The organism is Streptomyces luteireticuli (genome assembly GCF_041519305.1).
Taxonomy (GTDB): domain Bacteria; phylum Actinomycetota; class Actinomycetes; order Streptomycetales; family Streptomycetaceae; genus Streptomyces; species Streptomyces luteireticuli.
Window position 1 is genome coordinate 7217050 of sequence record NZ_CP167927.1, and the last position, 21208, is coordinate 7238257.

The following is a 21208-nucleotide window of genomic DNA, read 5'->3' on the forward strand; positions in this document are numbered from 1 at the left end:
TGGGCCTGCGGCGGTCTGCGCCTGCGGCGGTCCGGGCCTGTGGCGCCCGGATATCCGGAGGATACCTCCGTTTAAGGTGTCCGGACAGCCACTCCCGTCACACACGGCGAGGTCGGCAGCCGCACCGGCCCCTCCGGCACGCTCAGCCGCCGCCACGCGCCGAGCGTGAAGCCCGCCGCGCCGATCGCGGCCAGCGGGTCGCGGGCCGTGTGGCAGCCGCCGAAGAGCGGCGGCCACACGGTGCGGTCCAGCGCCCGCTGCACGAGGGGCAACACACCGCCCTCGGCGGCCCCGTGCTCGAAGAAGCGCAGCTCGCCACCCGGCCGCAGGACGCGCCGCAGCTCCGCGAGCGCCCTCGGGACGTCCCGCACGGAACACAGCACCAGCGACACCGCGGCCGCGTCGAACGCCTCGCTCTTGACCGGCAGCGCCTCGGCCACCGCCGGGACGACGTCCACCGGCACGCCGCAGCGCACCGCGGCCTGCGCCGCCTGCCGGCGCAGCAGCCGCTCGGGCTCGACGGCCACGACCTCGGAGACGGCGTCGGGGTAGTGGGGGAAGTTGAGCCCCTGCCCGGCCCCGATCTCGATCACCCGCCCGGACAGCCCGGCCAGCAGCTCTCTGCGGTGGGCGGCCATCCCGGCCCTGCGGTCCAGAACCGGGCCGGTCCTCATGTAGAAGCGGGCGAAGAGGGGGTGGTGGACGGGGGAGGAGTGAAGCGGCATGGCACGGGCCCCTTTCCTGGGGACGGCGGCTACCGCGATTGTTCCCCGCGGCGGGGCCGTTGCCCCTTCTACGCCTTCGTGAACGCCTGCGCGTCCCATGTGCCCGACAGCTCCGGCGCCAGCCAACTCGCCGCCCGGGCACGGAACTCCTCCGGGGCCAGGGCCCCCGCCCCTTCGGGCAGCGCGCCCAGCAGCGGGGCCTGTGCCGACTCCGGGAAGTCCGCCAGGTTGCAGCGCATCGCCAGGTCCGGCTCCGCCGGCCAACTGCCGATCACCACGCCCGGGCTGCGCAGGCCGCGCGCGCGGAGCGCCTCCGCGGTGAGGGCGGTCGCGTTGAGCGTGCCCAGGCCCGCGGCGGCGACGACCAGGACCGGGGCGTCCAGGAGGGCGGCCGCGTCGGCGAGGGTGCTGCCCGCGTCGTCGAGCCGTACGAGCAGGCCGCCCGCGCCCTCGACGAGGACGAGGTCGTGCTCCTTCGCCAGCCGGGTCGCCTCCCGGGCGATCTCCCGGGGACGCACCGGGGCGCGGCCGGCCCGGCGGGCGGCCGTGGCCGGGGCCAACGGCTCGGGGAACCGGGCGAGTTCGACGGCGGTGACGGCGGGCCCGGCCAGCCGCTGCACTTCCGCGACGTCTCCCGGCTCGCCCGGGGCGATGCCGGTCTGGGCCGGTTTGAGGACGGCGACGGAGTGGCCCCGGGCGAGGGTGGCGGCGGCGAGGGCGGCGGTGGTGAGGGTTTTGCCGATGTCGGTTCCGGTGCCGGAGATGAGGAGGATGGGCATGGGGTTCCTTCGGTGTCGTGGGTTGTCGTCGGCGGGGTGGGATTTGCCCCTGCCCCGCCCTTTCGCCGTTTCCCGCAGGGGCTGCCGCCCCTGCACCACCCCGCTGCGCGCTGCCGCGCGCGGTGGGGGCGGTTCCGCGCTGCCGCGCGGGTGGGCGGGGCTTCGCCCCTGCGCCCCACCGGGGGCTTCGCCCCCTGGACCCCGCTCGGGTTGCGCCCGCCGGGCCCTGACCGGCTTTGCCCCTGCGCCCCTGAAGCGCCCTTCGGGCTCCCCCAGAGGGGGCACCCCCAGTCCTCAAACGCCGGATGGGCTGGGTGTGTGCCCCGGTCCCGCCCTTTCACCTCCCCCAGAGGGGGTGCCCCCATTCCGGGGAGACCCCGGGCCCCGTCCGCCCTTCGGGCGGAGTCCTCAAGCGCCGGACGGGCTGGATCGGCGCGCCATTTCAGCCCGTCCGGTGCTTGAGGACGAGCGGCGTAGCCGCGACAAACGGGGGCCAGGGGCGCAGCCCCCGCCCACCGCGCGGCAGCGCGGTGCCGGGCCGGGGGGGGGCGGAGCCCCGGAAGAAACGGTGAAAGGGCGGGGCAGGGGCAAACCCAGCCCGTCCGGCGCCTGAGGACGACGCGGCACCGCCGCGTTGCAGCGACGCCCAAGCCGCAGCCCGCCGCCCCGCGCCACCGCAGCACCAGGCCCCGGGGCAGAGCCCCGGAGCGAGGGACGAAGGGCCCCGCTACCCGCCCGCCACAGCCCCCGCCACCGCACACACCGCCCCACAGATCCGCGCCACATCCTCATCCCCCGTCACAAACGGCGGCATCGTGTACACCAGCCGCCCGAACGGCCGCAGCCACACCCCGGCCCGCACCGCCGCCTCCGTCGCCGACGCCATCCCTGCCGCGTCCAGCGGACGCTCCAGCTCGACCGCGCCGATCGCACCCAGCACCCGCACCTCGCGCACGCCCGGTAGCTCCGCCGCCGGAGCGAGCCCGTCCAGCAACCCGGCCTCGATCCGCTTCACTTCCCCCGCCCAGTCCTGCCCCAGCAGCAGGTCGATCGAGGCGTTGGCGACGGCGGCCGCGAGCGGGTTGCCCATGAACGTCGGGCCGTGCGCCAGGACCGGCACCTCCCCGCGGGAGATCCCCTCCGCCACCCGGGACGTGCACAGCGCGGCCGCCATCGTCAGATAGCCGCCCGTCAACGCCTTGCCCACGCACATCACATCGGGTGTCACCCCGGCGTGGTCCGCCGCGAACAGCGCACCCGTCCGCCCGAACCCCGTGGCGATCTCGTCGAAGACCAGCAGCACGTCGTACTCGTCGCACAGCCGCCGCAGCAGCCGCAGATACGCGGGGGAGTGGAAGCGCATCCCGCCCGCGTTCTGCACCACCGGCTCCACGACGACCGCGGCCAGCTCATGGGCGTGACGTTCCAGGAGGTCCCGGAGGTGCGCCGCGTACGCGGGGTCCTCCTCCGCGGTGAAGCCGGTCGGCGGGGCGTCCGCGAAGACCTGCTCCGGCAGCACTCCGGCCCACAGGCCGTGCATCCCGCCGTCCGGGTCGCAGACCGACATCGGCATCCAGGTGTCCCCGTGGTAGCCGCCGCGCCAGGTCATCAGCCGCCGCTTCTCCGGCCGCCCGGACGAACGCCAGTACTGCAGGCACATCTTGGTGGCCACCTCGACCGACACCGAGCCGGAGTCGGCGAGGAAGACGTGTTCCAGCCCCTCGGGGGTGATCTCCACCAGCCGGGCGGCCAGCCGGACGGCCGGCTCATGGGTGAGACCGCCGAACATCACATGGCTCATCCGGTCCAGCTGGCTGCGCGCCGCCTCGTTGAGCACCGGGTGGTTGTAGCCGTGCAGCGCCGACCACCACGAGGCCATGCCGTCCACCAACTCGCGCACGCCGTGGACCGGTTCGGCCAGCCGCAGCCGGACGCCGGAGGCCGACGCGACGACCAGCGGCTCCCGTCCGCCGGGCATCGGCCCGTACGGGTGCCACACATGCTGCCGGTCGAGCGCCAACAGCCGTTCCAGGGTGAGGTGTTCAGGCATTGGGCGGCAGGTCCGTTCCCGCGCCCCGGCGGCGCACGGCGACCAGGTCGGTACGGGCCGCGGCGGGACCCTCGTCCGCGGTGGGGCCCTCGTCCGCGGCGGCCCCGTCGCCGCCGCAGGGCCCGCAGCCGCCCCCGCGCCGGTGCTCCGGCAGCGTGCTGGTCTCCACGCCCTCGACCTCGAAGCCCGCGTCGGTGATCATGTCGAGGTCGGCCCGGCCCTCCTGGCCCTCGCTGGTCAGATAGTCGCCCAGGAAGATGGAGTTGGCCAGGTGCAGGGCCAGCGGCTGGAGCGAGCGCAGATGGATCTCCCGGCCGCCGGCCAGCCGCACCTCCGCGTCCGGGTGGACGAAGCGGACCATCGCCAGGATGCGCAGCGCGCGCTGCGGCGTGAGGTTCCACTCCTTGGCCAGCGGCGTCCCCTCGAAGGGGATGAGGAAGTTGACCGGCACCGAGTCCACGTCCAGCCCGCGCAGCGCGAAGACCACGTCGACGAGGTCCTCGTCGCTCTCGCCCATGCCCGCGATCAGCCCGGAGCAGGCGGACATGCCCGCCTCCTGCGTGCGGCGCACGGTGTCGACGCGGTCCTGGTAGGTGTGGGTGGTGGTGATGTCCGCGTACGTGGCCTCGGAGGTGTTGAGGTTGTTGCTGTAGGCGTACACCCCCGCGTCGCGCAGCCGCTCGGCCTGGCCGTCGGAGAGCAGGCCCAGACAGGCGCAGACCTCGACCTCGGCGTTCTCCTCCTTGATCGCCTCGATGGTGCGCGCCACCCGGTCGATGTCCCGGTCCGTCGGACCGCGCCCGCTCGCGACCAGGCAGACCCGCTTGGCGCCGCCCGCCACCCCCGCCGAGGCCGCCTTCGAGGCGTCCTCCGGCTTGAGCCAGGTGTACTTGAGGATCCCGGTGTCGGCGCCGAGCCGCTGGGAGCAGTACGAGCAGTCCTCGGGGCAGAGACCGGACTTGAGGTTGACCAGGTAGTTGAGCTTGACCCGCCGCCCGAACCACTGGCGGCGCACCTTCCCGGCCGCGGCCACCACATCGAGCAGGTCGTCGTCGGAGGTCGACAGGACGGCCAGCGCCTCGTCGCGGGTGGGCAGCTCGCGCCTCAGCCCCTTGGCCACCAATGTGTTCAACAGGTCCATGGCCCATGATCCTCGCCTACCCGGTCACCCTGGGCCAAGGTCGAGATCTCACAACACCGGCCCGATGACGTGGGTGGATCACGACATGCAGTTCAGGGGCCCTTCGCCGCTAGTTTGGGGGGCAGGCTGTCCGTGCCCGTACCGGAGGGACCCGTGCACGGATTTATGTGAACCCCACAGATCGTCCTGCCAAGGACCCCTGACAGGAACCGGAACGGCCGATGCCCCACAACGCGGTTTCCCCATCCAGCCCGGCCACCCGGACCGGTGCGACCCGTTCGACCACCTTCGACTGGCTCGACGAACAGCACCGGCTGCGCCGCGAGGCCGGGCTCGTCCGGACGCTGCGTCCCCGCCCCGAGCCCGGCGCCGGGGAGCCGGCCGTGCTCGACCTGGCGGGCAACGACTATCTGGGGCTCTCCCGCCACCCGGAGGTCACCCGCGCCGCCGCCGACGCCGCGCACCGCTGGGGCGCCGGGTCCACCGGCTCGCGCCTGGTCTCCGGGAGCACCGCGCTGCACACCCGGCTGGAGGAGGCCCTGGCCGAGTTCTGCGGTTTCGAGGCCGCCCTCGTCTTCTCCTCCGGGTATGCCGCCAACCTCGCCGCCGTCACCGCCCTCGCCCCGCCCCCCGAACTCTCCGGTGCTCGTGGCCTGCTGGTCTCCGACGAGGGCAACCATGCCTCACTGATCGACGGCTGCCGTCTCGCGCGCGCCGGCCGGGCCGTCGTCCCGCACGCCGACCCCGAGGCGGCCGGCAAGGCGCTGGCCGCCCACCCGGGGCGGGGCCTCGTGGTGACCGACTCGGTCTTCTCGGTGGACGGCGACGCCGCCCCGCTCGCCGCCCTCGCCCGGCAGTGCCGCCGCCACGGCGCCGGGCTGCTGGTGGACGACGCCCACGGGCTCGGCGTGCTGGGCGACGGCGGACGCGGCGCCGTGCACGCCGCCGGACTCGCCGGCGCCCCCGACGTCGTGTCCACCGTCACCCTCTCCAAGTCCCTCGGCGCCCAGGGCGGAGTGGTCCTCGGCCCCGCCCGGGTCATCGCCCATCTGGTCAGCAGCGCCCGTACGTTCATCTTCGACACCGGCCTCGCCCCCGCCGCGGCCGCCGCCGCCCTCGCGGCCCTGGAGGTGCTGCGCCGTGAACCCGGGCGCGCGGCCAGGGTCCGCGCCGTGGCCGGCGACCTGCACGCCCGGCTGACCGGCGCGGGCCTCACGGCCGTACGCCCCGACGCGGCCGTCGTCTCGGTACGGGCCCCCTCGCCGCGGGCGGCGGTGCGCTGGCAGGCCGACTGCCGGGCGGCGGGGATCGAAGTGGGCTGCTTCCGGCCGCCGTCGGTGCCGGACGGCGTCTCCCGGCTGCGGCTGACCGCCCGCGCGGACCTCACGGACGCACAGGTGGAACGGGCGGCCGGCACGGTGGTGGGCACGGCCGCGGCGGAGGGGTTCCTCAACGCCCGTCGAGCGCACGGGTGATGCCGAACGCCCGGGTGATGCCCCCCCTTCACCGGAGGCCCGGGCCGCCCCGCCGCACCAGGGCGACGAACGGGCACCAGGCCGTGGACGGCAGCAACAGGGCCGGTCCCGCCGCCCACTTGGAGTCGCGCACCGCCAGCAGGCCCGCGCCGAGGGAGGCCGCCTCGACGCAGTTGTTCATCCCCGTGCTGTGACTGCTGCGCCTCCATCGGGCGACACACAGCGCCGGAAGGACCGGAAGAGCCGGACGAAAGGGTACGGACCGCGGCGGTGCGGACATGGCGCCTCCCTGAGCGTCACTGCGTACCGTGATGGATCCCTGCGATGTAGTCCAAGGACTTCTCGTGCGGGAGGGCGTGCGCCCGGAGTATGGCGAACGCGGAGGCGTACGCCCGGAGGTCTTCTTTCCGTTCCAAGTAGAGGCTACTCGTCAAGTGGTCGAGCACGACCACGTCCAGATCGGCGATGCGCGGAAAGGAGAAGATGACGAAAGGCCCGGTGATACCGATGTGGTTGCCCCGGGAGAAGGGGAGGACGTGCAGCCGTACGTTCGGCAGGGCGGCCGTTGCCAGCAGATGTCCCAGCTGTCCCGCCATCACCTCGGGACTGCCCACTTCATGGCGGAGCACCGCCTCGTCCAGGACCGCGCACAACTCCAGCGGCTTTCCGGGCTGCTCGCGGTGGAGCACCGCCTGCCGGGCCATGCGCACCCGGACCAGCTCGTCGACCTGGTGGTCGGGCGGGTCGGCGAGCGCGGCCCGGGTCACCGCGCGCGCGTACTCCGGGGTCTGCAACAGGCCCGGCACCACGGTGGTCTCCAGGGTGCGCGAGCGCGAGGCCTCCGACTCCAGGCTGATGAAGTCCAGATAGGCGGAGGGCAGCAGATCGCGGTAGGCGTACCACCAGCCGCGCCGGGCCCCCGTCCGCCCGTCCCCCGGACCCGTGGTGTCCGCCCCGCACAACGCCCCGAGCAGCGCGCGCAGTTCGGGATCGGCGACCCGATAGGCGTCCAGCAGCCGGGCGACGTCGGAGGGTTTGGCGCCGCTGCTGCCCGTCTCGATCCGGCTCACCTTCGACTGGTGCCAGCCGACCACGTCGGCGGCCTGCCGGCTGGTCATTCCGGTGAGTTCGCGCTGGCGGCGCAGCTCGGCGCCGAGTTTGCGGCGGCGCACCGCGGGTCCGTACCGCATCGGCCGTCCCTCCCCTCGCGCGTGCCCACGCCTCTGTGCCGGCGCATGAGAGCCGGCCGGCCCATGAGAGCCACTCGTGCCTGCCCACGAGAGTCAATAGACCATGACGCCGACCGCATGCGGTCTCCCGTCGCAGAGTTCACCGCTTCGAGCGACAGATATATGCATATCCCGGTCCATCGCTCCCATCCCGGTCGTTATCAGTGGCACCCTGTCCTGCAGAGCCGCCCGGGGTTCCTTCCGTGAACGGCACCGGCGGGAAAGGGGCAGCGCCATGGCAGACCACCAGGAAGCATCCGTCACCCTGCCGAGCACCCCGGCCTCGGTCGCCACGGCCCGCCGCTACGTCGCGTCCGTGCTCGCGGAGTGGGGGCTGCCGGACGGCACCGAGGAGGCGGAGGCGGTACGGCTGATCGTCTCCGAACTCGCCACCAACGCCGTGCTGCACACCCGTGGCCAGTCGCCCGTCTTCACCGTGGATATGTATCTGGAGCGGGACGAGGAGCTGAGCATCGGGGTCACCGACAGCCACCCCCGTTACCCCCGGCGGCTTCCGGCGGCCGTCCAGCAGGACAACGGGCGGGGGTTGGTGATCGTCCGCTGGCTCGCCGCCGAGCGGGGCGGCCGGCTCTGGTTCACTCCGGCCGAGGACGGCGGCAAGACGGTGTGGATCCGCCTGCCGTGGACCGTCCCCGTGTGCTGAGGCCCTTGCGCCGGCCCCCGCGCACCGGTGCCGGGCGGCGCGGGATCCCGCACCGCCCGGCAGACGCTCCCTCCCCCGGGGGAACGCCGTCAGTCGCCCACCCGGCCGTACCAGACGTTGTTCGTCCAGATCCGCTCGAAGCGGACCACGGAACCGGTCTTGGGGGCGTGCAGGATCTTGCCGTTCCCCGCGTATATCCCGACGTGGTAGACGCCCCGTCCGGAGTGGAAGAACACCAGGTCGCCGCGCTCACGCGCCGAACGCGGAATATGGCGGGTGCGGTTGTACTGGGCAGCGGCCGTGCGGGGCAGCTGCTTGCCGGCCCGCTTGAAGGAGTAGAGGGTCAGGCCCGAGCAGTCGAAGCTGTACGGGCCCGTCGCGCCCCATTGATAAGGCGAGCCCTGCTTGGATACGGCGATCTGCAGGGCCCTGACCGAGACGGACGCCGCTTCCGCCTTGGAGGTTCCGGCCGGCGTCAGCACCGTGACGCCGACTGCGGCGAGGGTCAGGGCCGATGCGGCCTTGGCTTTGGACAGCCTTGCGGGACGTTTGTGCGCGCCCATGTCGCATACCCTTCGTCAGCCGCCTGTGAAGGATTGCCTGTCGGGTTCGGGCAGGCGAAGAATGCCCGGCCGCCAAGGGCGGCTTCACCCCAAGGGCCGGCTCCGGAGAGCCGTCCCGCCGTGCTCGGGTCCTCCATCCCTGCCGATCACTCCCTGTGTCGACCCGTCGTCCCGGCGGCGGCAGGGTTCGGCGTCCGCCCGGACCGCCCCGCCGTGTGGCGGGGTCTTGTCGTCCCGAGGATCTTGGCGCAGCCGCGGCGCCGAAGCCGAGGGGAACTCTCGTTATGTGAGCCTCGTCACCTGTGGGCAATTCAGGTGGACGCGCGGCGATTTGACCGTCATCGGCGGCCCGGGGTGAGTCCGTCACCTGCGCCGGTTAGCGATCACTCGCGCGCCGTGTGCGCGTTCCGCGCAGAGTGATCACTGCGCGGTGTCCACGATCGCGTCCGCCGTCTGACGGAATCCAGATGAAAAGCGTTTCCGTTCCTCAACTCGCGGACGACGGCGGCAACATCAGCCGCGTGGTGCGCCGCTCCCCGTCCAGAACACGCATCGCACGCGCCATTGTCCCCGTGTACACCTCGCGTTCACCTCGCTCGAACATGACGGTCAGGGCGTCCCGCAGACCGGTGGCCGCGACCACCAGAGCCTGCGCGGCTCGTAGCCCTCCGTACGTGTCGCGCCCGCGGGCGGGATTGATCCGGCCGAGGAGATCCAGTACCTCGAGATAGCGGTCCACCAGCTCGCCCTCGGCGCGGGTCAGGGCGGGCAGCGGCGGGAGTTCGGGCAGCATCGCAGGTCACCCCCCGTTCCCGGCGCGGTGGCCGACGATCCGGTCGGCGAGCCCGTAGGCCACGGCCCCGGCCGCGTCGAGGACGACGTCCCGCCCGGTCTCCTCCCGTACCCGCTCGGCGCTCCGCCCCGTGTACCGGGCCAGCAGCTCCGTCTGGAGGTCCCGCTGCCGCAGCAACTCCTCGGCGTGCAGGGCCAGATCGGAGGGCTGTCCCTGGACGGGCCCGGGCAGCCCGGGCGGCCCGACGACCACCCGCGCGTGCGGCAGCACCGACCGCTTCCCCGGTGTCCCGGCCGCCAGCAGCAGTGCGGCCGCGGGCCCGGCCCGGCCCAGACAGACCGTCTCGACGTCGCAGTCGATGTAGCGCATCGTGTCGTGCACGGCGCACAGCGCGGCGAAGGAGCCGCCGGGGGAGTTGAGGTAGAGCGCGATGTCCTGCCCGGGCGCCGCGTGCTCCAACTGCATCAACTGCGCGATCACATCGGTGGCCGCGGTGTCGTCGACCGCCGTCCCCAGCATGACGATCCGCCCCTCCAGGAGTTTGGAGTAGGGGTCGAGGGTGCGGTGGCCGTAGGCGGTGCGCTCGGTGAACTCGGGGAGGACGTGGCGGGCGGTGGGGCGGAGGGTCATGGGTGTGCTCCTCGCATGGGTACGGGCCCGTCCGTGAGGCGGGCCGTCTGTAAAAAATGTACAGTACGTACGTTTGTCTGTGAGGGGGGACCGCTCCGCGAAGGGTTCGTGAGGGCTTCCGCACGACGGTGGCGGGCGAGGACTCCGGCAGGAGCGTGGGAGAAAGTAGGGTCTGTATCAAGGGGATTCGGCGTGATGGGCCGCCGAAGGGAGCGACTGCATGGACGACCCGACGACGGTGACCGTCATCAAGGAGGCCCACTCGGCCGAACTCGCCTTCCGCGACCCGCACCCCCTGCTGGCCGGCCATGTCCTGGGATACACGGGGGCGGACTTCTCGCTGCCCCGGCCGCAGGTGCGGCAGGTGACGGCGCTGGCGGCGGTGATGCTCCTCATCGACTTCGAGACACCGGTCCGGAGCCTTGTCACCGACGCCCCGGGGCCGCCGCGGAGCCTCGTGCTCTCTCCGGTGTCCGGGCTGAGCGACCGCCCCTTCGCCATCCGGCAGTCCGGACGGGAGTACGGCCTGGTGGCGCTCCTCACGCCCCTGGGGGCCCGTGCGCTGTTCGGTTTCCCCCTGTGGGAACTGGCCCGCAGGAGAGTGCACTTCACCGATCTCCTGGGCCCGGACGGCCGACGGCTCACCGAACGGCTCGCCGAGGCCCCGGACTGGCCCACCCGGTTCCGGATCACCGATGATTTCCTGCTGGCCCGCATCGGCGCGGGGCCGGAGCTGCCGCCCCAGGTCGACTGGGTCTGGAGACGGCTGACCGGCCCGGCGGCCGTGCCGATCGGCGTGGTGGCGGACGAAGTGGGCTGGTCCCGGCAGCACTTGACCGCCCGCTTCCACCACGAGGTCGGGCTGCCGCCCAAGACCGTGGCCCGCATCGCCCGGCTGCAGCGCGTCATGTCCCTCATGCGCGGCGCCCGTCCGCCCTCCTGGGCCGACGCCGCCGCGATGTGCGGTTACGCCGACCAGTCCCACCTCAACCGCGACTTCCGCCTGCTGACCGGCTGCACCCCGGCCGGTTTCCACACCCTCACCGACGACTGGTCCAGCGTCTACATCGGCAATCCGCGGGTGTACTCGGCCCTCAGCTCGGCTCCGGGCCGCCGTCGCCGGCATTCGGATCTGGTGCCGCTCTGACGCCGCCGCCCCGGCAGCCCCCCTTGGACGAGGGATTTCTCCCCTTCCTCCCGGACCGTGTGCACCTCATGGACGCCGCCTAAGCTGGAGGCATGACCTACGAAATTCCTGTGACGCAAGCCCGGGCCGAGCTCGCGGACCTGATCAACCGCGTCGTCTACGGCGGCGAGCGGGTCGTCGTCACGCGGCACGGGAAGCCGCTGGTCGCCCTGGTGTCCGCCGCCGACCTGCAGCGGCTGGAGCAGGACGGGGGAGCGGAGGACGAGACGGTGATCAGTACGGTCTCGACGGCGCACCCGCTGTCGTCCGCCCCCGGCGAACGCCGGCGCTTCGGCATCGCGGCGGAACACCGGGAACGGCACTGATGGCGTCCGACGCGTTCGATGCGTCCGTCGCGTCCGACGCGTCCGTCGCCTGGGTGGACGGGCTGGCGGCGCGGGCGCACGCGGGACAGACCGACCGGATCGGCGTCCCGTACGTCGAGCATGTGCGGGCGGTGGCGGCGGGACTGGCCCCCTTCGGGCCCGAACTGCGGATGGCCGGGCTGCTGCACGACGTCGTCGAGGACACGGAGTGGACGGCGGAGCGGCTGCTGGCCGCGGGCGTCCCGGCCCGGGTGGTCGGCATCGTGGAACAGGTCACCAATCGGCCGGGGGTGCCCTACGAGGAGATGATCCGGCGGATCGCCGACGACGGGGGCGACGCCGTCCTCGTCAAGATCTCGGACAACGCGCACAACTGTCACCCCGCGCGCCTCGCACGGCTCCCCGAGGAGCAGCGGGCCCGGCTGGCCGCGAAGTACCGTGCCGCACGGGACGTGTTGTGGGCCGCGGCCGAGCCCGGGCGGATCGAGGCGATCGTGACCATCGTCAATCCGGCGCTGCTCGACGAGCTGCGGGAGCGGGTGGCCGCGGAGGCCGGACAGGCGCGGCGGTAGAGAAATAGCTCCGAGAGGGAGATCACTGCCGTAACTCTTGTGTTGGCATGGGCATGTCGTCATCGTGTTGCCTGGCACTCACCCCCCATTCATCGAGCGCCAGCAATCTGATGCCTCGTCAGACCCCCGACCCCACCAGGAGAGTTGCGCATGAGCGTCTACGCGCGTCGCATATCCGTGGCCGCCGGCCTCACCGCCCTCGTCGGCACGATCGTCCTCACCGGCCCCACCGCCCAGGCCGCGCCGCCCGCCCCGGTGGACGCCGCCACCGCCCGCGCCTACGTCGGGACGCTGACCGTCCGGGCCGAGGGCACCCTCGACGGGTACAGCCGGGCCCAGTTCCCGCACTGGATCACGCAGCACGGGGAGTGCAACACCCGCGAGGTCGTCCTCCAGCGGGACGGCGAGGACGTCGGGCAGAACGGCAAGTGCGCCGCCGTCTCCGGCACGTGGTACTCGCCCTACGACGGCGCCACCTGGAAAGACGCCTCCGACATCGACATCGACCACGTCGTCCCCCTCGCCGAGGCCTGGCGCTCCGGCGCCGACAAGTGGACCAGGGCCGACCGGCAGAAGTACGCCAACGACCTGACCCGCTCTCAGCTGATCGCCGTCACCGACCGCGTCAACCAGGCCAAGGGCGACAAGGATCCGGCGAAGTGGATGCCGCCGCTGAAGGGTTACGCCTGTACGTACGCGCAGATGTGGGTCACGGTGAAGCACGACTACGGGCTGAGCGTCGACACGGCGGAGAAGGACAAGCTCACCGGCATCCTGGCCGGCTGCTGACCGGGCCGGACACCGCCCCGCCCGGTCCGCGCCCTGTGGTCCGTCACCGCGGGGCGGCGCAATGGACGGAACGGATCACTCGGGCCGTACGGCGCGGTCGAAGAGCGCGACCAACTCGTCCGCGCACGCCCCGGGATCGTGCCCGGCGGACAGCAGCGGGGCCGTGGCGTCGATCGATGCGCGCAGCGCCGCCGCCATGACCCGGGGGTCGAAGGGGCGGAAGGCTCCCGCGCGCTGCCCGTCGGCGAGCATGCGGGCCAGCCGGTCCAACGCCTCGGCGTGGTGCTGCTCGTAGTGGCTCAGGCCCTCGTGGAGCAGGAGTTGCTGGAGGGCCCGGACCTGCTGCGGGCGGCCGGCGATGAACCCCACGTTCGCGCGGATGGCGGCGGCGAGCAGTTCGCGGTGACCGGTCGCGGCGTCGAGCGCGGGCCGCATGAAGGTCTCGGCGTCGGCGACGACCTGGTCGGCGACGGCCGCGAACAGTTCGTCCTTGCTGGAGAAGTGGTACGTGATGAGCCGCTTGCTGCTGAGTCCGGCCTCCTTGCAGATGGCGTCGAAGGTGGTGCCCTGAGGGCCGCGCGCGGCCAGCAGGGCGATCGCGGCCCGGGTGATCTGTTCCTTGCGGGCGGCGGTGGCGGTCTGCCGGTCGGTCATGGGCGTCACACCCCCCGGCCGGGGGCGGTCCTGGGGTAGGCCCGGCGGACGTCCTTGCGGCCGGTCATGACCGACACCGCCGCCAACAGGAGGCCGACGAAGGACTGTTCCGCCTTCATCCACACCGGGAAGCCGTCGTGCGGCAGCGCGACGATGACCACGATGGCGAGCGGGGCGACCGTGGACATCACGCGCATGCGCAGATAGGCGGAGCGGCTGCCGCGGAAGGCCCGCCCGGCCAGCGCGATGAGTACGGCGGAGATCGCCACGACGATGACGCCGCGGACCCACACGGCGGAGTTGCCGCCCAGGACCGCCGCCGCGCCGAGCGTGGCGACCGAGACGACCAGGACGGTGGTGAACAGGGCGCGCACCCGCCCGTAGAGTTTGTTATCCACGCGGATAAGATTATCCGGCTGGATAACGTTTGCGTCTGTGGCGTTGGCCACGGCCTGGCAAAGCGTCAGTTAACGCGGTGGAAAAGCTTGCGCCCTAATCTGCAATCACCGGTCCCCGGGGGGACTCCACCGGCTCGGCACCGTGCTGAACTGGGGTAATGTCCCGCTGCGTTCGGACGACAGTGAGGTGGGACGCGTGCAACTGACCCCGCACGAGCAGGAACGCCTGCTCATCCACGTGGCCGCCGACGTCGCCGAGAAACGCCGGGCGCGCGGGCTGCTGCTCAACCACCCCGAGGCCGTGGCGCTGATCACCGTGCACATCCTCGAAGGCGCCCGGGACGGCCGCACCGTGGCCGAGTTGATGTCCTCGGGACGCAAGGTCCTCACCCGCGACGAGGTCATGACGGGCATCCCCGAGATGATCCACGACGTCCAGGTCGAGGCCACCTTCCCGGACGGGACCAAGCTCGTGACCGTCCACGAGCCCATCGCGTGAAGGGGGAGCAGCAATGATTCCCGGAGAAGTCCTGTACGCAGAGGCTCCCGTCCGGCTCAACGAAGGGCTGCACCGCACCCGGTTGACCGTGCTCAACACCGCCGACCGGCCCGTCCAGGTCGGCTCCCACTACCACTTCGCCGAGGCCAACCCCGGCCTGGACTTCGACCGCGCGGCCGCCCGCGGCAAACGGCTGGACGTCGCGGCCGGAACCGCCGTCCGCTTCGAACCCGGCATCCCGGCCGAGGTGGACCTCGTCCCGATCGCCGGCAAGCGGATCGTCGAGGGGCTGCGCGGGGAGTGCGGGGGACAGCTCGATGCGTGAGCTCGAACGGGGTGCCTACGCCGGGCTGTACGGGCCCACCACCGGCGACCGGGTCCGCCTCGCCGACACCGATCTGCTGATCGAGGTGGAGGAGGACCGCTGCGGGGGACCGGGGCACGCGGGGGACGAGGCCGTCTTCGGCGGCGGCAAGGTCATCCGCGAGTCCATGGGCCAGTCCCGGGTCACCCGGGCCGAGGGCGCCCCCGACACCGTGATCACCGGCGCCCTGATCCTCGACCACTGGGGCATAGTCAAGGCGGACGTCGGCATCCGCGACGGCCGGATCACCGGCATCGGGAAGGCGGGCAACCCCGACACGATGGACGGGGTCCACCCCGACCTGGTGATCGGCCCCGAGACCGAGATCATCGCGGGGAACGGACGGATCCTCACCGCCGGAGCCATCGACGCCCACGTCCACTTCATCTGCCCGCAGGCCGCCGAGACCGCCCTCGCCTCCGGCGTCACCACCCTCGTCGGCGGCGGCACCGGACCGGCCGAGGGCAGCAAGGCCACCACCATCACCCCCGGATCCTGGCACCTTGCCCGGATGTTCGAGGCGCTGGAGGCGTACCCCGTCAACATCGGCCTGCTGGGGAAGGGCAACACCGTCTCGCGCGACGCGATGCGCGCCCAACTGCGGGGCGGCGCGGTGGGGTTCAAGATCCATGAGGACTGGGGGGCGACGCCCGCCGTCATCGACGCCTGCCTGTCCGTCTGCGAGGAGAGCGGCGCCCAGCTCGCCATCCACACCGACACCCTCAACGAGGCGGGCTTCGTCGGCGACACCCTCGCCGCCATCGGCGGCCGCTCCATCCACGCGTACCACACCGAAGGCGCCGGCGGAGGGCACGCACCCGACATCATCACCGTCGTCTCCGAGGCCAACGTCCTTCCCAGCTCCACCAATCCGACGCGGCCGCACACGGTCAACACGGTCGAGGAACACCTCGACATGCTGATGGTGTGCCACCACCTCAACCCCACGGTCCCCGAGGACCTCGCCTTCGCCGAGTCCCGCATCCGGCCCGGCACCATCGCCGCCGAGGACGTCCTGCACGACCTCGGGGCCATCTCCATCATCTCCTCGGACTCCCAGGCCATGGGACGGATCGGCGAGACCGTCCTGCGCACCTGGCAGACGGCCCACGTCATGAAGCGGCGGCGCGGACCGCTGCCGGGGGACGGGGCGGCGGACAACCGGCGCGCCCGGCGGTACGTCGCGAAGTACACCGTCAACCCGGCCGTCGCCCAGGGACTCGACGGCGAGATCGGCTCCGTGGAGGAGGGCAAGCTCGCCGACCTGGTGCTGTGGGACCCCGCCTTCTTCGGGGTCAAGCCGCTGCTCGTGCTCAAGGGCGGACAGATCGCATGGGCGCAGATGGGCGACGCGAACGCGTCCATCCCCACGCCGCAACCGGTGCTGCCGCGGCCGATGTTCGGCGCGCTCGGACGGGCCCCCGCCGCCAACTCCCTCAACTTCGTGACGCAGTGGGCGCTGGACGACGGGCTGCCCGAGCGGCTCGGGCTCGGCAAGCGCTTCGTGCCGATCCGCGACACCCGTGGGGTGACCAAGGCGGAGATGCGCAACAACGACGCCCGGCCGCGGGTCGAGGTCGACCCCGACACGTTCACCGTGATGATCGACGGTGTCCCCGTCGAGCCGCGGCCCGCGGCGGAACTGCCCATGACCCAGCGGTACTTCCTCTTCTGATGGCCGTGACCGCCGGACTGGCACCGCTGCTCGTCCTCGCCGACGGACGCTTCCCCGCCGGCGGGCACGCCCACTCCGGCGGCGCGGAGGCCGCCGTCGAGGCCGGACGGATCCGGGACGCGGCCTCGCTGGAGGCCTTCTGCCGGGGGCGGTTGCACACGGCCGGGCTGACCGCCGCCGCCCTCGCGGCCGCGGCGGCGGCCGGGGCCGACCCGCTGCTGCTGGACGAGGCCGCGGACGCGCGCACGCCCTCGGCGGTGCTGCGCGCCTCCGCCCGCCGCCTCGGCCGCCAGATGATGCGCGCCGCGCGGGCCGCGTGGCCGTGCACCGCCCTGGACGAACTCGCGGCCGCCCGGCCGCGGGGTGTGCACCAGCCCGTCGTCCTGGGAGTGACGGCGCGTGCCGCCGGACTCGGGCCGCTGGAGGCGGCGTACGTGGTCGCGTACGAGGCGGTGAGCGGCCCGGCGACGGCGGTGGTGCGGCTGGTGGGGCTCGATCCGTTCGAGGCGACGGGGGTGTTGGCGCGGTTGGCGGCGGATATGGACGGGGTCGCGGCGGAGGCGGCGGAGGTGGCGGGGCGGGCGCTTGTCGAGGGGGCCGAGGTGCTGCCGGCGGCGTCGGGGCCGTTGTTGGATGTGATGGCGGAGGGGCATGCGGCGTGGTCGGTGCGGTTGTTTGCTTCGTGAGGGTTTGCTCCCCGCCCCGCCCTAATCCGTTTTCGCAGGGGCTGCCGCCCCTGCGTCACCCCGCTGCGCGCTGCCGCGCGCGGGGGTCGCGCTGCGCGCGGTGGGGGCGGTTCCGCGCTGCCGCGCGGGTGGGCGGGGCTTCGCCCCTGCGCCCCACCGGGGGCTGCGCCCCCTGGACCCCGCTCGGGTTGCGCCCGCCGGGCCCCTGCTCGGTTATGCCCGCTGGGCCCTGACCGGGGCTGCGCCCCTGGCCCCCCGAAGCGCCCTGCGGGCGCTGTCCTCAAGCGCCGGACGGGCTGGTTGTGCGCCCGGGCCGGGTTTCCAGCGTGAGGTTTTCCGGCGTGATTTCCGGCGTGAGGTTTTCAGGCGCGGGCGCGCACTCCAGCCTGTCCGGCGTTTGAGGACGAGCGGCGGAGCCGCGACAACGGGGTCCGGGGCGGAGCCCCGAAAAGGGGGCCAGGGGCGAAGCCCCGGAAGCAGGGGTGCAGGGGGCGCAGCCCCCGCCGGGGCGCAGGGGCGCAGCCCCGCCCACCGCGCGGCAGCGCGGTGCCGGGCCCCGGGGCTCCGCCCCGGAAGAAACGGTGAAAGGGCGGGACCGGGGCACAACCCCCTCCCCCCACCCACCGCCCCCAACCAACCAAACCACCACCCAGGAGCACCCCATGCACCTCGACCACTCCTCCAACACATTCCCCCACCGCCACACCTACAGCACAACACCCCCCTCCCCCCTCCGCCCCGACGGCACCCGCCGCGCCCTCCGCATCGGCCTCGGCGGCCCCGTCGGGTCGGGCAAGACGGCGACCGTCGCCGCCCTCTGCCGCGCCCTGCGCGACGAGTTGTCGATCGCGGTCGTGACCAACGACATCTACACCCGCGAGGACGCCGAGTTCCTGCTGCGGAACGCCGTTCTCCCGGCGGAGCGGATCACCGCGGTGGAGACGGGCGCCTGCCCGCACACCGCGATCAGGGACGACATCTCCGCGAACCTGGAGGCGGTGGAGGACCTGGAGGACGGCGTCGGCCCGCTCGACCTCGTCCTCGTCGAGTCCGGCGGCGACAACCTCACCGCCACCTTCTCCAAGGGGCTCGTCGACGCCCAGATCTTCGTCATCGACGTGGCGGCCGGGGACGACATCCCGCGCAAGGGCGGCCCGGGCATCACCACCGCCGACCTGCTGGTGGTCAACAAGACCGACCTCGCCCCGTACGTCGGCGTGGACCTGGAGGGCATGGCCCGCGACGCCAAGGCGCAGCGCGGCGACCTGCCGGTGGCCTTCACGTCGCTGGCGGCCGAGGACGGCGTGGCACCGGTGCGCGCGTGGGTGCGCGAGCGTCTCGCGCAGTGGACCGCGTGAGCGTTCGCGCCGCCGCCCGTGTCGTCGCCGCTCCGGACGGCCGCGGTGGCACGGCGTTGCCGGTCCTGGCGGGGGAGGGGCCGTTCGCCCTCCGCCGGACCGGCCCCCGGGGCGGCCCGGAGGCGAGCGTGGCGCTCGTCGGCGCGATGAGCGCCCCGCTCGGCGGCGACCGGCTGACGCTGACCGTCACGGTCGAGGCGGGCGCCGCGCTGCGCTTCACCACCACCGCCGCCACCCTCGCGCTGCCCGGCCGGACGGGCGCGCAGGCCACGTACGACACCCGGATCACCGTCGGCGAGGGCGCCGTCCTGCACTGGCTGCCCGAGCCGCTGATCTCCGCGCACGGCAGCGACCTGCGCATGACGACGCGGGTCGAACTCGCTCCCACCGCCCGGCTGGTGCTGCGCGAGGAGCAGGTGCTGGGCCGGACGGGCGAGCGGCCGGGCCGGCTGACGACCCGGCTGACCGTGTGCCGCGCGGGCCGGCCGCTCTACGACCAGGAGCTGCGCTACGGGCCGGGCGCGCCGGGCTGGGACGGCGGCGCCGTCCTCGGCGGCCACCGGGCCGTGGGACAACTTCTCGTCGTGGACCCGGCCTTGGCGGACTTCCCCGAGGAGTCCCGGACGGTCGGACGGACGGCGGCCGTGATGGCGCTCGCCGGCCCCGGGGCGGTCCTCACGGCCGTCGCCCCGGACGCTCTGGAACTGCGCAGACTGCTGCGACCAGAGGAAATCCGGGCGAGTCGGGTAAAGAGGGCAACTGTCGATGCCGCGCATGTCGTCATCCTTACGGATTAGTAAAGAAGTGACCGCACAGCCTGTCCATGACAGCAGGTGAGGAGGAAGGATCCCTCCCAGCAGCTCTGTGATCATCGCCGCCCGGGACCGAGGCGGCGTTCCCAGCAGGGGGATTCCCACGTGAGACCAAAAGCGATACTCGGTGCGGCGACCGGCACCGTGATGACCGGTGCCCTCGTCGCGGGCTTCCTGGCCGCCCCGTCGGCCGGAGCCACCGAGCGCGTGCCCGGCGGCGCGGCCGAGGCCAAGGGCGTGCAGGTCGCCGCCGAGCAGGCGGCGAAGACGGGCATCAAGTGGCAGGACTGTCCTGCCACCTGGGGCCTGGAGAAGCCCATCCAGTGCGGTTCGGTGATCGTCCCGATCGACTACGCCAAGCCCAACGGGCCGAAGATCAAGATCGCTGTGAGCCGGGTGCACTCCACCGGCACCGCCAAGGAGCACCAGGGTTCCCTGGTCTACAACCCGGGCGGCCCGGGCGGCTCCGGCCTGCCGTTCCCGCGCAAGGTCACCGCCAAGAACCCCCTCTACACGAAGATCGCCAAGGCGTACGACTTCGTCGGGTTCGACCCGCGCGGTGTGGGCAAGTCCGCCCCCATCTCCTGTGTGGACCCCAAGGAGTTCGTGGCGGCCCCCAAGGCCGACCCGGTCCCGGCCAACGAGGCGGAGAAGCGCGCCCAGCGCAAGCTCGCCAAGCAGTACGCGGACGGCTGCGCCAAGCACAGCGGCAAGATGCTGCCGTACATGACGACGATGAACACCGCCCGTGACGTCGACGTCGTGCGCGCCGCCCTCGGCGAGAAGAAGCTCAACTACCTGGGCGTCTCCTACGGCACCTACCTCGGCGCCGTCTACGGCACCCTCTTCCCGAACCACGTCCGCCGCATGATCGTGGACAGCGTCGTCAACCCGGCGCAGGAGAACGTGTGGTACCAGGCCAACCTGGACCAGGACATCGCGTTCGAGGGCCGCTTCAAGGACTGGGAGACCTGGGTCGCCAAGCACGACTCCGTCTACCACATCGGCAACTCGCAGGCCAAGGTGCACGCCCAGTGGCTGAAGCTGCGCGCCGAGGCCAAGAAGAAGCCGATCGGCGGGCTCGTCGGCCCGGCCGAGCTCATCAACTTCTTCCAGAGCGCCGCCTACTACGACCGCTCCTGGATCCCGGTCGCCGACGCCTGGTCGAAGTACCGCGCCGGTGACACGAAGGCCCTCGTCGAGGCCGCCGGCCCGGACGTGGCCGGTGCCGTCTCCGCCGAGAACGGCAACGCCGTCTACACCGCCGTCGAGTGCGCCGACGCCAAGTGGCCCACCAGCTGGGCGAAGTGGGACCGGGACAACACCGCCGTCCACCGCAAGGCCCCCTTCATGACCTGGGCCAACGCCTGGATGAACCTCCCCTGCGCCACCTGGAAGGGCCCGCAGGGCACCCCGCTGGAGGTCAAGACCCACAAGGGCCTGCCCCAGACCCTCATCATCCAGTCCACCCGTGACGCGGCCACCCCCTTCGAGGGCGCGGTCGAGCTGCACAAGCGCTTCAAGGGCTCGCGTCTGATCGTCGAGCAGGGCGCCGGCTCGCACGGTGTCACCGGCCTGGTGAACCCCTGCATCAACAGCCGCGTCGACGCCTACCTGCTCTCCGGCAAGGTCGACGCCAAGGACGTCACGTGCACCCCGCACGCCGTCCCGGAGCCGAAGGCCGCCAAGTAGGCGGGTAAAGCCCCCTGGTATCGCAGGTCAGCGCCCCGGAGCCGCGGCTCCGGGGCGCTGCTGCGTGCAGGCCCAGGACGCGGGCGGGCGGTGAACGAGGCGCCGGACCGTGCGGCTGGGACCCTGACGGACAAGTAGTGGTTGCTGG

At 72.9% G+C, this 21208-nt stretch carries 24 protein-coding genes and 1 riboswitch; of the genes, 13 read left to right on the forward strand and 11 right to left on the reverse strand.

The window, feature by feature from the left end; translation table 11 throughout:
• Positions 1-71: 71 nt before the first annotated feature.
• The 4 genes from AB8735_RS32445 to bioB form a co-directional block, all read right to left on the reverse strand.
• Positions 72-725: a class I SAM-dependent methyltransferase gene (locus AB8735_RS32445; protein ID WP_372411234.1), complete on the reverse strand. Its 654-nt coding sequence runs from the start codon at positions 723-725 to the stop codon at positions 72-74.
• 68 nt (positions 726-793) lie between these two features.
• Positions 794-1504, reverse strand: a complete 711-nt coding sequence (bioD, locus tag AB8735_RS32450; protein WP_372411236.1) for a dethiobiotin synthase — start codon at positions 1502-1504, stop codon at positions 794-796.
• Between the two features lie 727 nt (positions 1505-2231).
• Entirely contained in the window at positions 2232-3554 is a 1323-nt protein-coding gene (locus AB8735_RS32455; RefSeq protein WP_372411238.1) for an adenosylmethionine--8-amino-7-oxononanoate transaminase, read from the reverse strand.
• The gene (gene bioB / locus AB8735_RS32460; protein WP_372411239.1) at positions 3547-4695 is read right to left on the reverse strand and encodes a biotin synthase BioB; all 1149 of its coding nucleotides are present in this window, start codon (positions 4693-4695) and stop codon (positions 3547-3549) included. The genes AB8735_RS32455 and bioB overlap by 8 nt, the downstream gene beginning before the upstream one ends.
• A 221-nt stretch (positions 4696-4916) precedes the next feature.
• Between bioB and AB8735_RS32465 the strand changes: the two genes are divergently transcribed.
• Positions 4917-6170 carry an 8-amino-7-oxononanoate synthase gene (locus AB8735_RS32465; protein WP_372411240.1) on the forward strand — a complete coding sequence of 418 codons (1254 nt, stop codon included), beginning with the start codon at positions 4917-4919 and terminating at the stop codon, positions 6168-6170.
• Between the two features lie 28 nt (positions 6171-6198).
• On the opposite strand, the gene AB8735_RS32470 is transcribed toward AB8735_RS32465, so the two are convergent.
• Entirely contained in the window at positions 6199-6450 is a 252-nt protein-coding gene (locus tag AB8735_RS32470) for a DUF397 domain-containing protein (RefSeq protein WP_344028053.1), read from the reverse strand.
• Positions 6451-6466: 16 nt separating this feature from the next.
• On the reverse strand, positions 6467-7360 hold the full coding sequence (locus AB8735_RS32475; RefSeq protein WP_372411241.1) for a helix-turn-helix domain-containing protein: 894 nt from the start codon (positions 7358-7360) through the stop codon (positions 6467-6469).
• A 274-nt stretch (positions 7361-7634) separates the two neighbouring features.
• On the opposite strand from AB8735_RS32475, the gene AB8735_RS32480 reads away from it, so the two are divergent.
• Positions 7635-8063 (forward strand): ATP-binding protein, encoded by a 429-nt coding sequence (locus AB8735_RS32480; RefSeq protein WP_344028048.1) that lies wholly within the window; start codon positions 7635-7637, stop codon positions 8061-8063.
• An 89-nt stretch (positions 8064-8152) separates the two neighbouring features.
• Here AB8735_RS32480 and AB8735_RS32485 read toward each other — a convergent pair whose 3' ends face one another.
• The 3 genes from AB8735_RS32485 to AB8735_RS32495 all read right to left on the reverse strand — a co-directional run bounded on the left by AB8735_RS32485 (position 8153) and on the right by AB8735_RS32495 (position 10049).
• Entirely contained in the window at positions 8153-8626 is a 474-nt protein-coding gene (locus AB8735_RS32485; RefSeq protein ID WP_344028045.1) for a C40 family peptidase, read from the reverse strand.
• 5 nt (positions 8627-8631) lie between these two features.
• A riboswitch (cyclic di-AMP (ydaO/yuaA leader) is annotated at positions 8632-8829 on the reverse strand.
• Positions 8830-9113: 284 nt separating this feature from the next.
• Positions 9114-9419 carry a hypothetical protein gene (locus tag AB8735_RS32490; protein WP_372411242.1) on the reverse strand — a complete coding sequence of 102 codons (306 nt, stop codon included), beginning with the start codon at positions 9417-9419 and terminating at the stop codon, positions 9114-9116.
• Positions 9420-9425: 6 nt separating this feature from the next.
• Entirely contained in the window at positions 9426-10049 is a 624-nt protein-coding gene (locus AB8735_RS32495) for an ATP-dependent Clp protease proteolytic subunit (protein ID WP_344028039.1), read from the reverse strand.
• A gap of 220 nt (positions 10050-10269) precedes the next feature.
• Between AB8735_RS32495 and AB8735_RS32500 the strand changes: the two genes are divergently transcribed.
• From AB8735_RS32500 to AB8735_RS32515, 4 genes are all read left to right on the forward strand, one after another.
• Positions 10270-11196, forward strand: coding sequence for a helix-turn-helix domain-containing protein (locus AB8735_RS32500; RefSeq protein WP_344028036.1), 927 nt, complete (start codon positions 10270-10272; stop codon positions 11194-11196).
• Positions 11197-11288: 92 nt separating this feature from the next.
• Positions 11289-11561, forward strand: a complete 273-nt coding sequence (locus AB8735_RS32505) for a type II toxin-antitoxin system Phd/YefM family antitoxin (RefSeq protein ID WP_344028033.1) — start codon at positions 11289-11291, stop codon at positions 11559-11561.
• On the forward strand, positions 11561-12133 hold the full coding sequence (locus AB8735_RS32510) for an HD domain-containing protein (RefSeq protein WP_372411244.1): 573 nt from the start codon (positions 11561-11563) through the stop codon (positions 12131-12133). The genes AB8735_RS32505 and AB8735_RS32510 overlap by 1 nt, the downstream gene beginning before the upstream one ends.
• Before the next feature lie 150 nt (positions 12134-12283).
• On the forward strand, positions 12284-12922 hold the full coding sequence (locus AB8735_RS32515) for an HNH endonuclease family protein (RefSeq protein ID WP_372411245.1): 639 nt from the start codon (positions 12284-12286) through the stop codon (positions 12920-12922).
• A 75-nt stretch (positions 12923-12997) separates the two neighbouring features.
• Here AB8735_RS32515 and AB8735_RS32520 read toward each other — a convergent pair whose 3' ends face one another.
• The gene (locus AB8735_RS32520) at positions 12998-13576 is read right to left on the reverse strand and encodes a TetR/AcrR family transcriptional regulator (RefSeq protein WP_344028014.1); all 579 of its coding nucleotides are present in this window, start codon (positions 13574-13576) and stop codon (positions 12998-13000) included.
• Between the two features lie 5 nt (positions 13577-13581).
• On the reverse strand, positions 13582-13974 hold the full coding sequence (locus tag AB8735_RS32525) for a hypothetical protein (RefSeq protein ID WP_372411246.1): 393 nt from the start codon (positions 13972-13974) through the stop codon (positions 13582-13584).
• 196 nt (positions 13975-14170) lie between these two features.
• Here AB8735_RS32525 and AB8735_RS32530 point away from each other — a divergent pair, with 196 nt between their 5' ends.
• From AB8735_RS32530 to AB8735_RS32560, 7 genes are all read left to right on the forward strand, one after another.
• The gene (locus AB8735_RS32530) at positions 14171-14473 is read left to right on the forward strand and encodes an urease subunit gamma (protein WP_344028008.1); all 303 of its coding nucleotides are present in this window, start codon (positions 14171-14173) and stop codon (positions 14471-14473) included.
• 13 nt (positions 14474-14486) lie between these two features.
• A complete protein-coding gene (locus tag AB8735_RS32535; protein WP_344028003.1) occupies positions 14487-14798 on the forward strand; it encodes an urease subunit beta in 312 nt (103 codons plus the stop codon).
• Positions 14791-16512: an urease subunit alpha gene (locus AB8735_RS32540; RefSeq protein WP_372411247.1), complete on the forward strand. Its 1722-nt coding sequence runs from the start codon at positions 14791-14793 to the stop codon at positions 16510-16512. Before AB8735_RS32535 ends, AB8735_RS32540 begins: the two co-directional genes overlap by 8 nt.
• Positions 16512-17198 (forward strand): urease accessory UreF family protein, encoded by a 687-nt coding sequence (locus AB8735_RS32545; protein WP_344027998.1) that lies wholly within the window; start codon positions 16512-16514, stop codon positions 17196-17198. The genes AB8735_RS32540 and AB8735_RS32545 overlap by 1 nt, the downstream gene beginning before the upstream one ends.
• Before the next feature lie 662 nt (positions 17199-17860).
• Positions 17861-18556, forward strand: coding sequence for an urease accessory protein UreG (gene ureG / locus AB8735_RS32550; RefSeq protein WP_344027995.1), 696 nt, complete (start codon positions 17861-17863; stop codon positions 18554-18556).
• Positions 18553-19353: an urease accessory protein UreD gene (locus AB8735_RS32555; protein ID WP_344027992.1), complete on the forward strand. Its 801-nt coding sequence runs from the start codon at positions 18553-18555 to the stop codon at positions 19351-19353. The genes ureG and AB8735_RS32555 overlap by 4 nt, the downstream gene beginning before the upstream one ends.
• Positions 19354-19515: 162 nt before the next feature.
• On the forward strand, positions 19516-21060 hold the full coding sequence (locus AB8735_RS32560) for an alpha/beta hydrolase (protein WP_344028227.1): 1545 nt from the start codon (positions 19516-19518) through the stop codon (positions 21058-21060).
• Positions 21061-21208 lie beyond the last annotated feature (148 nt).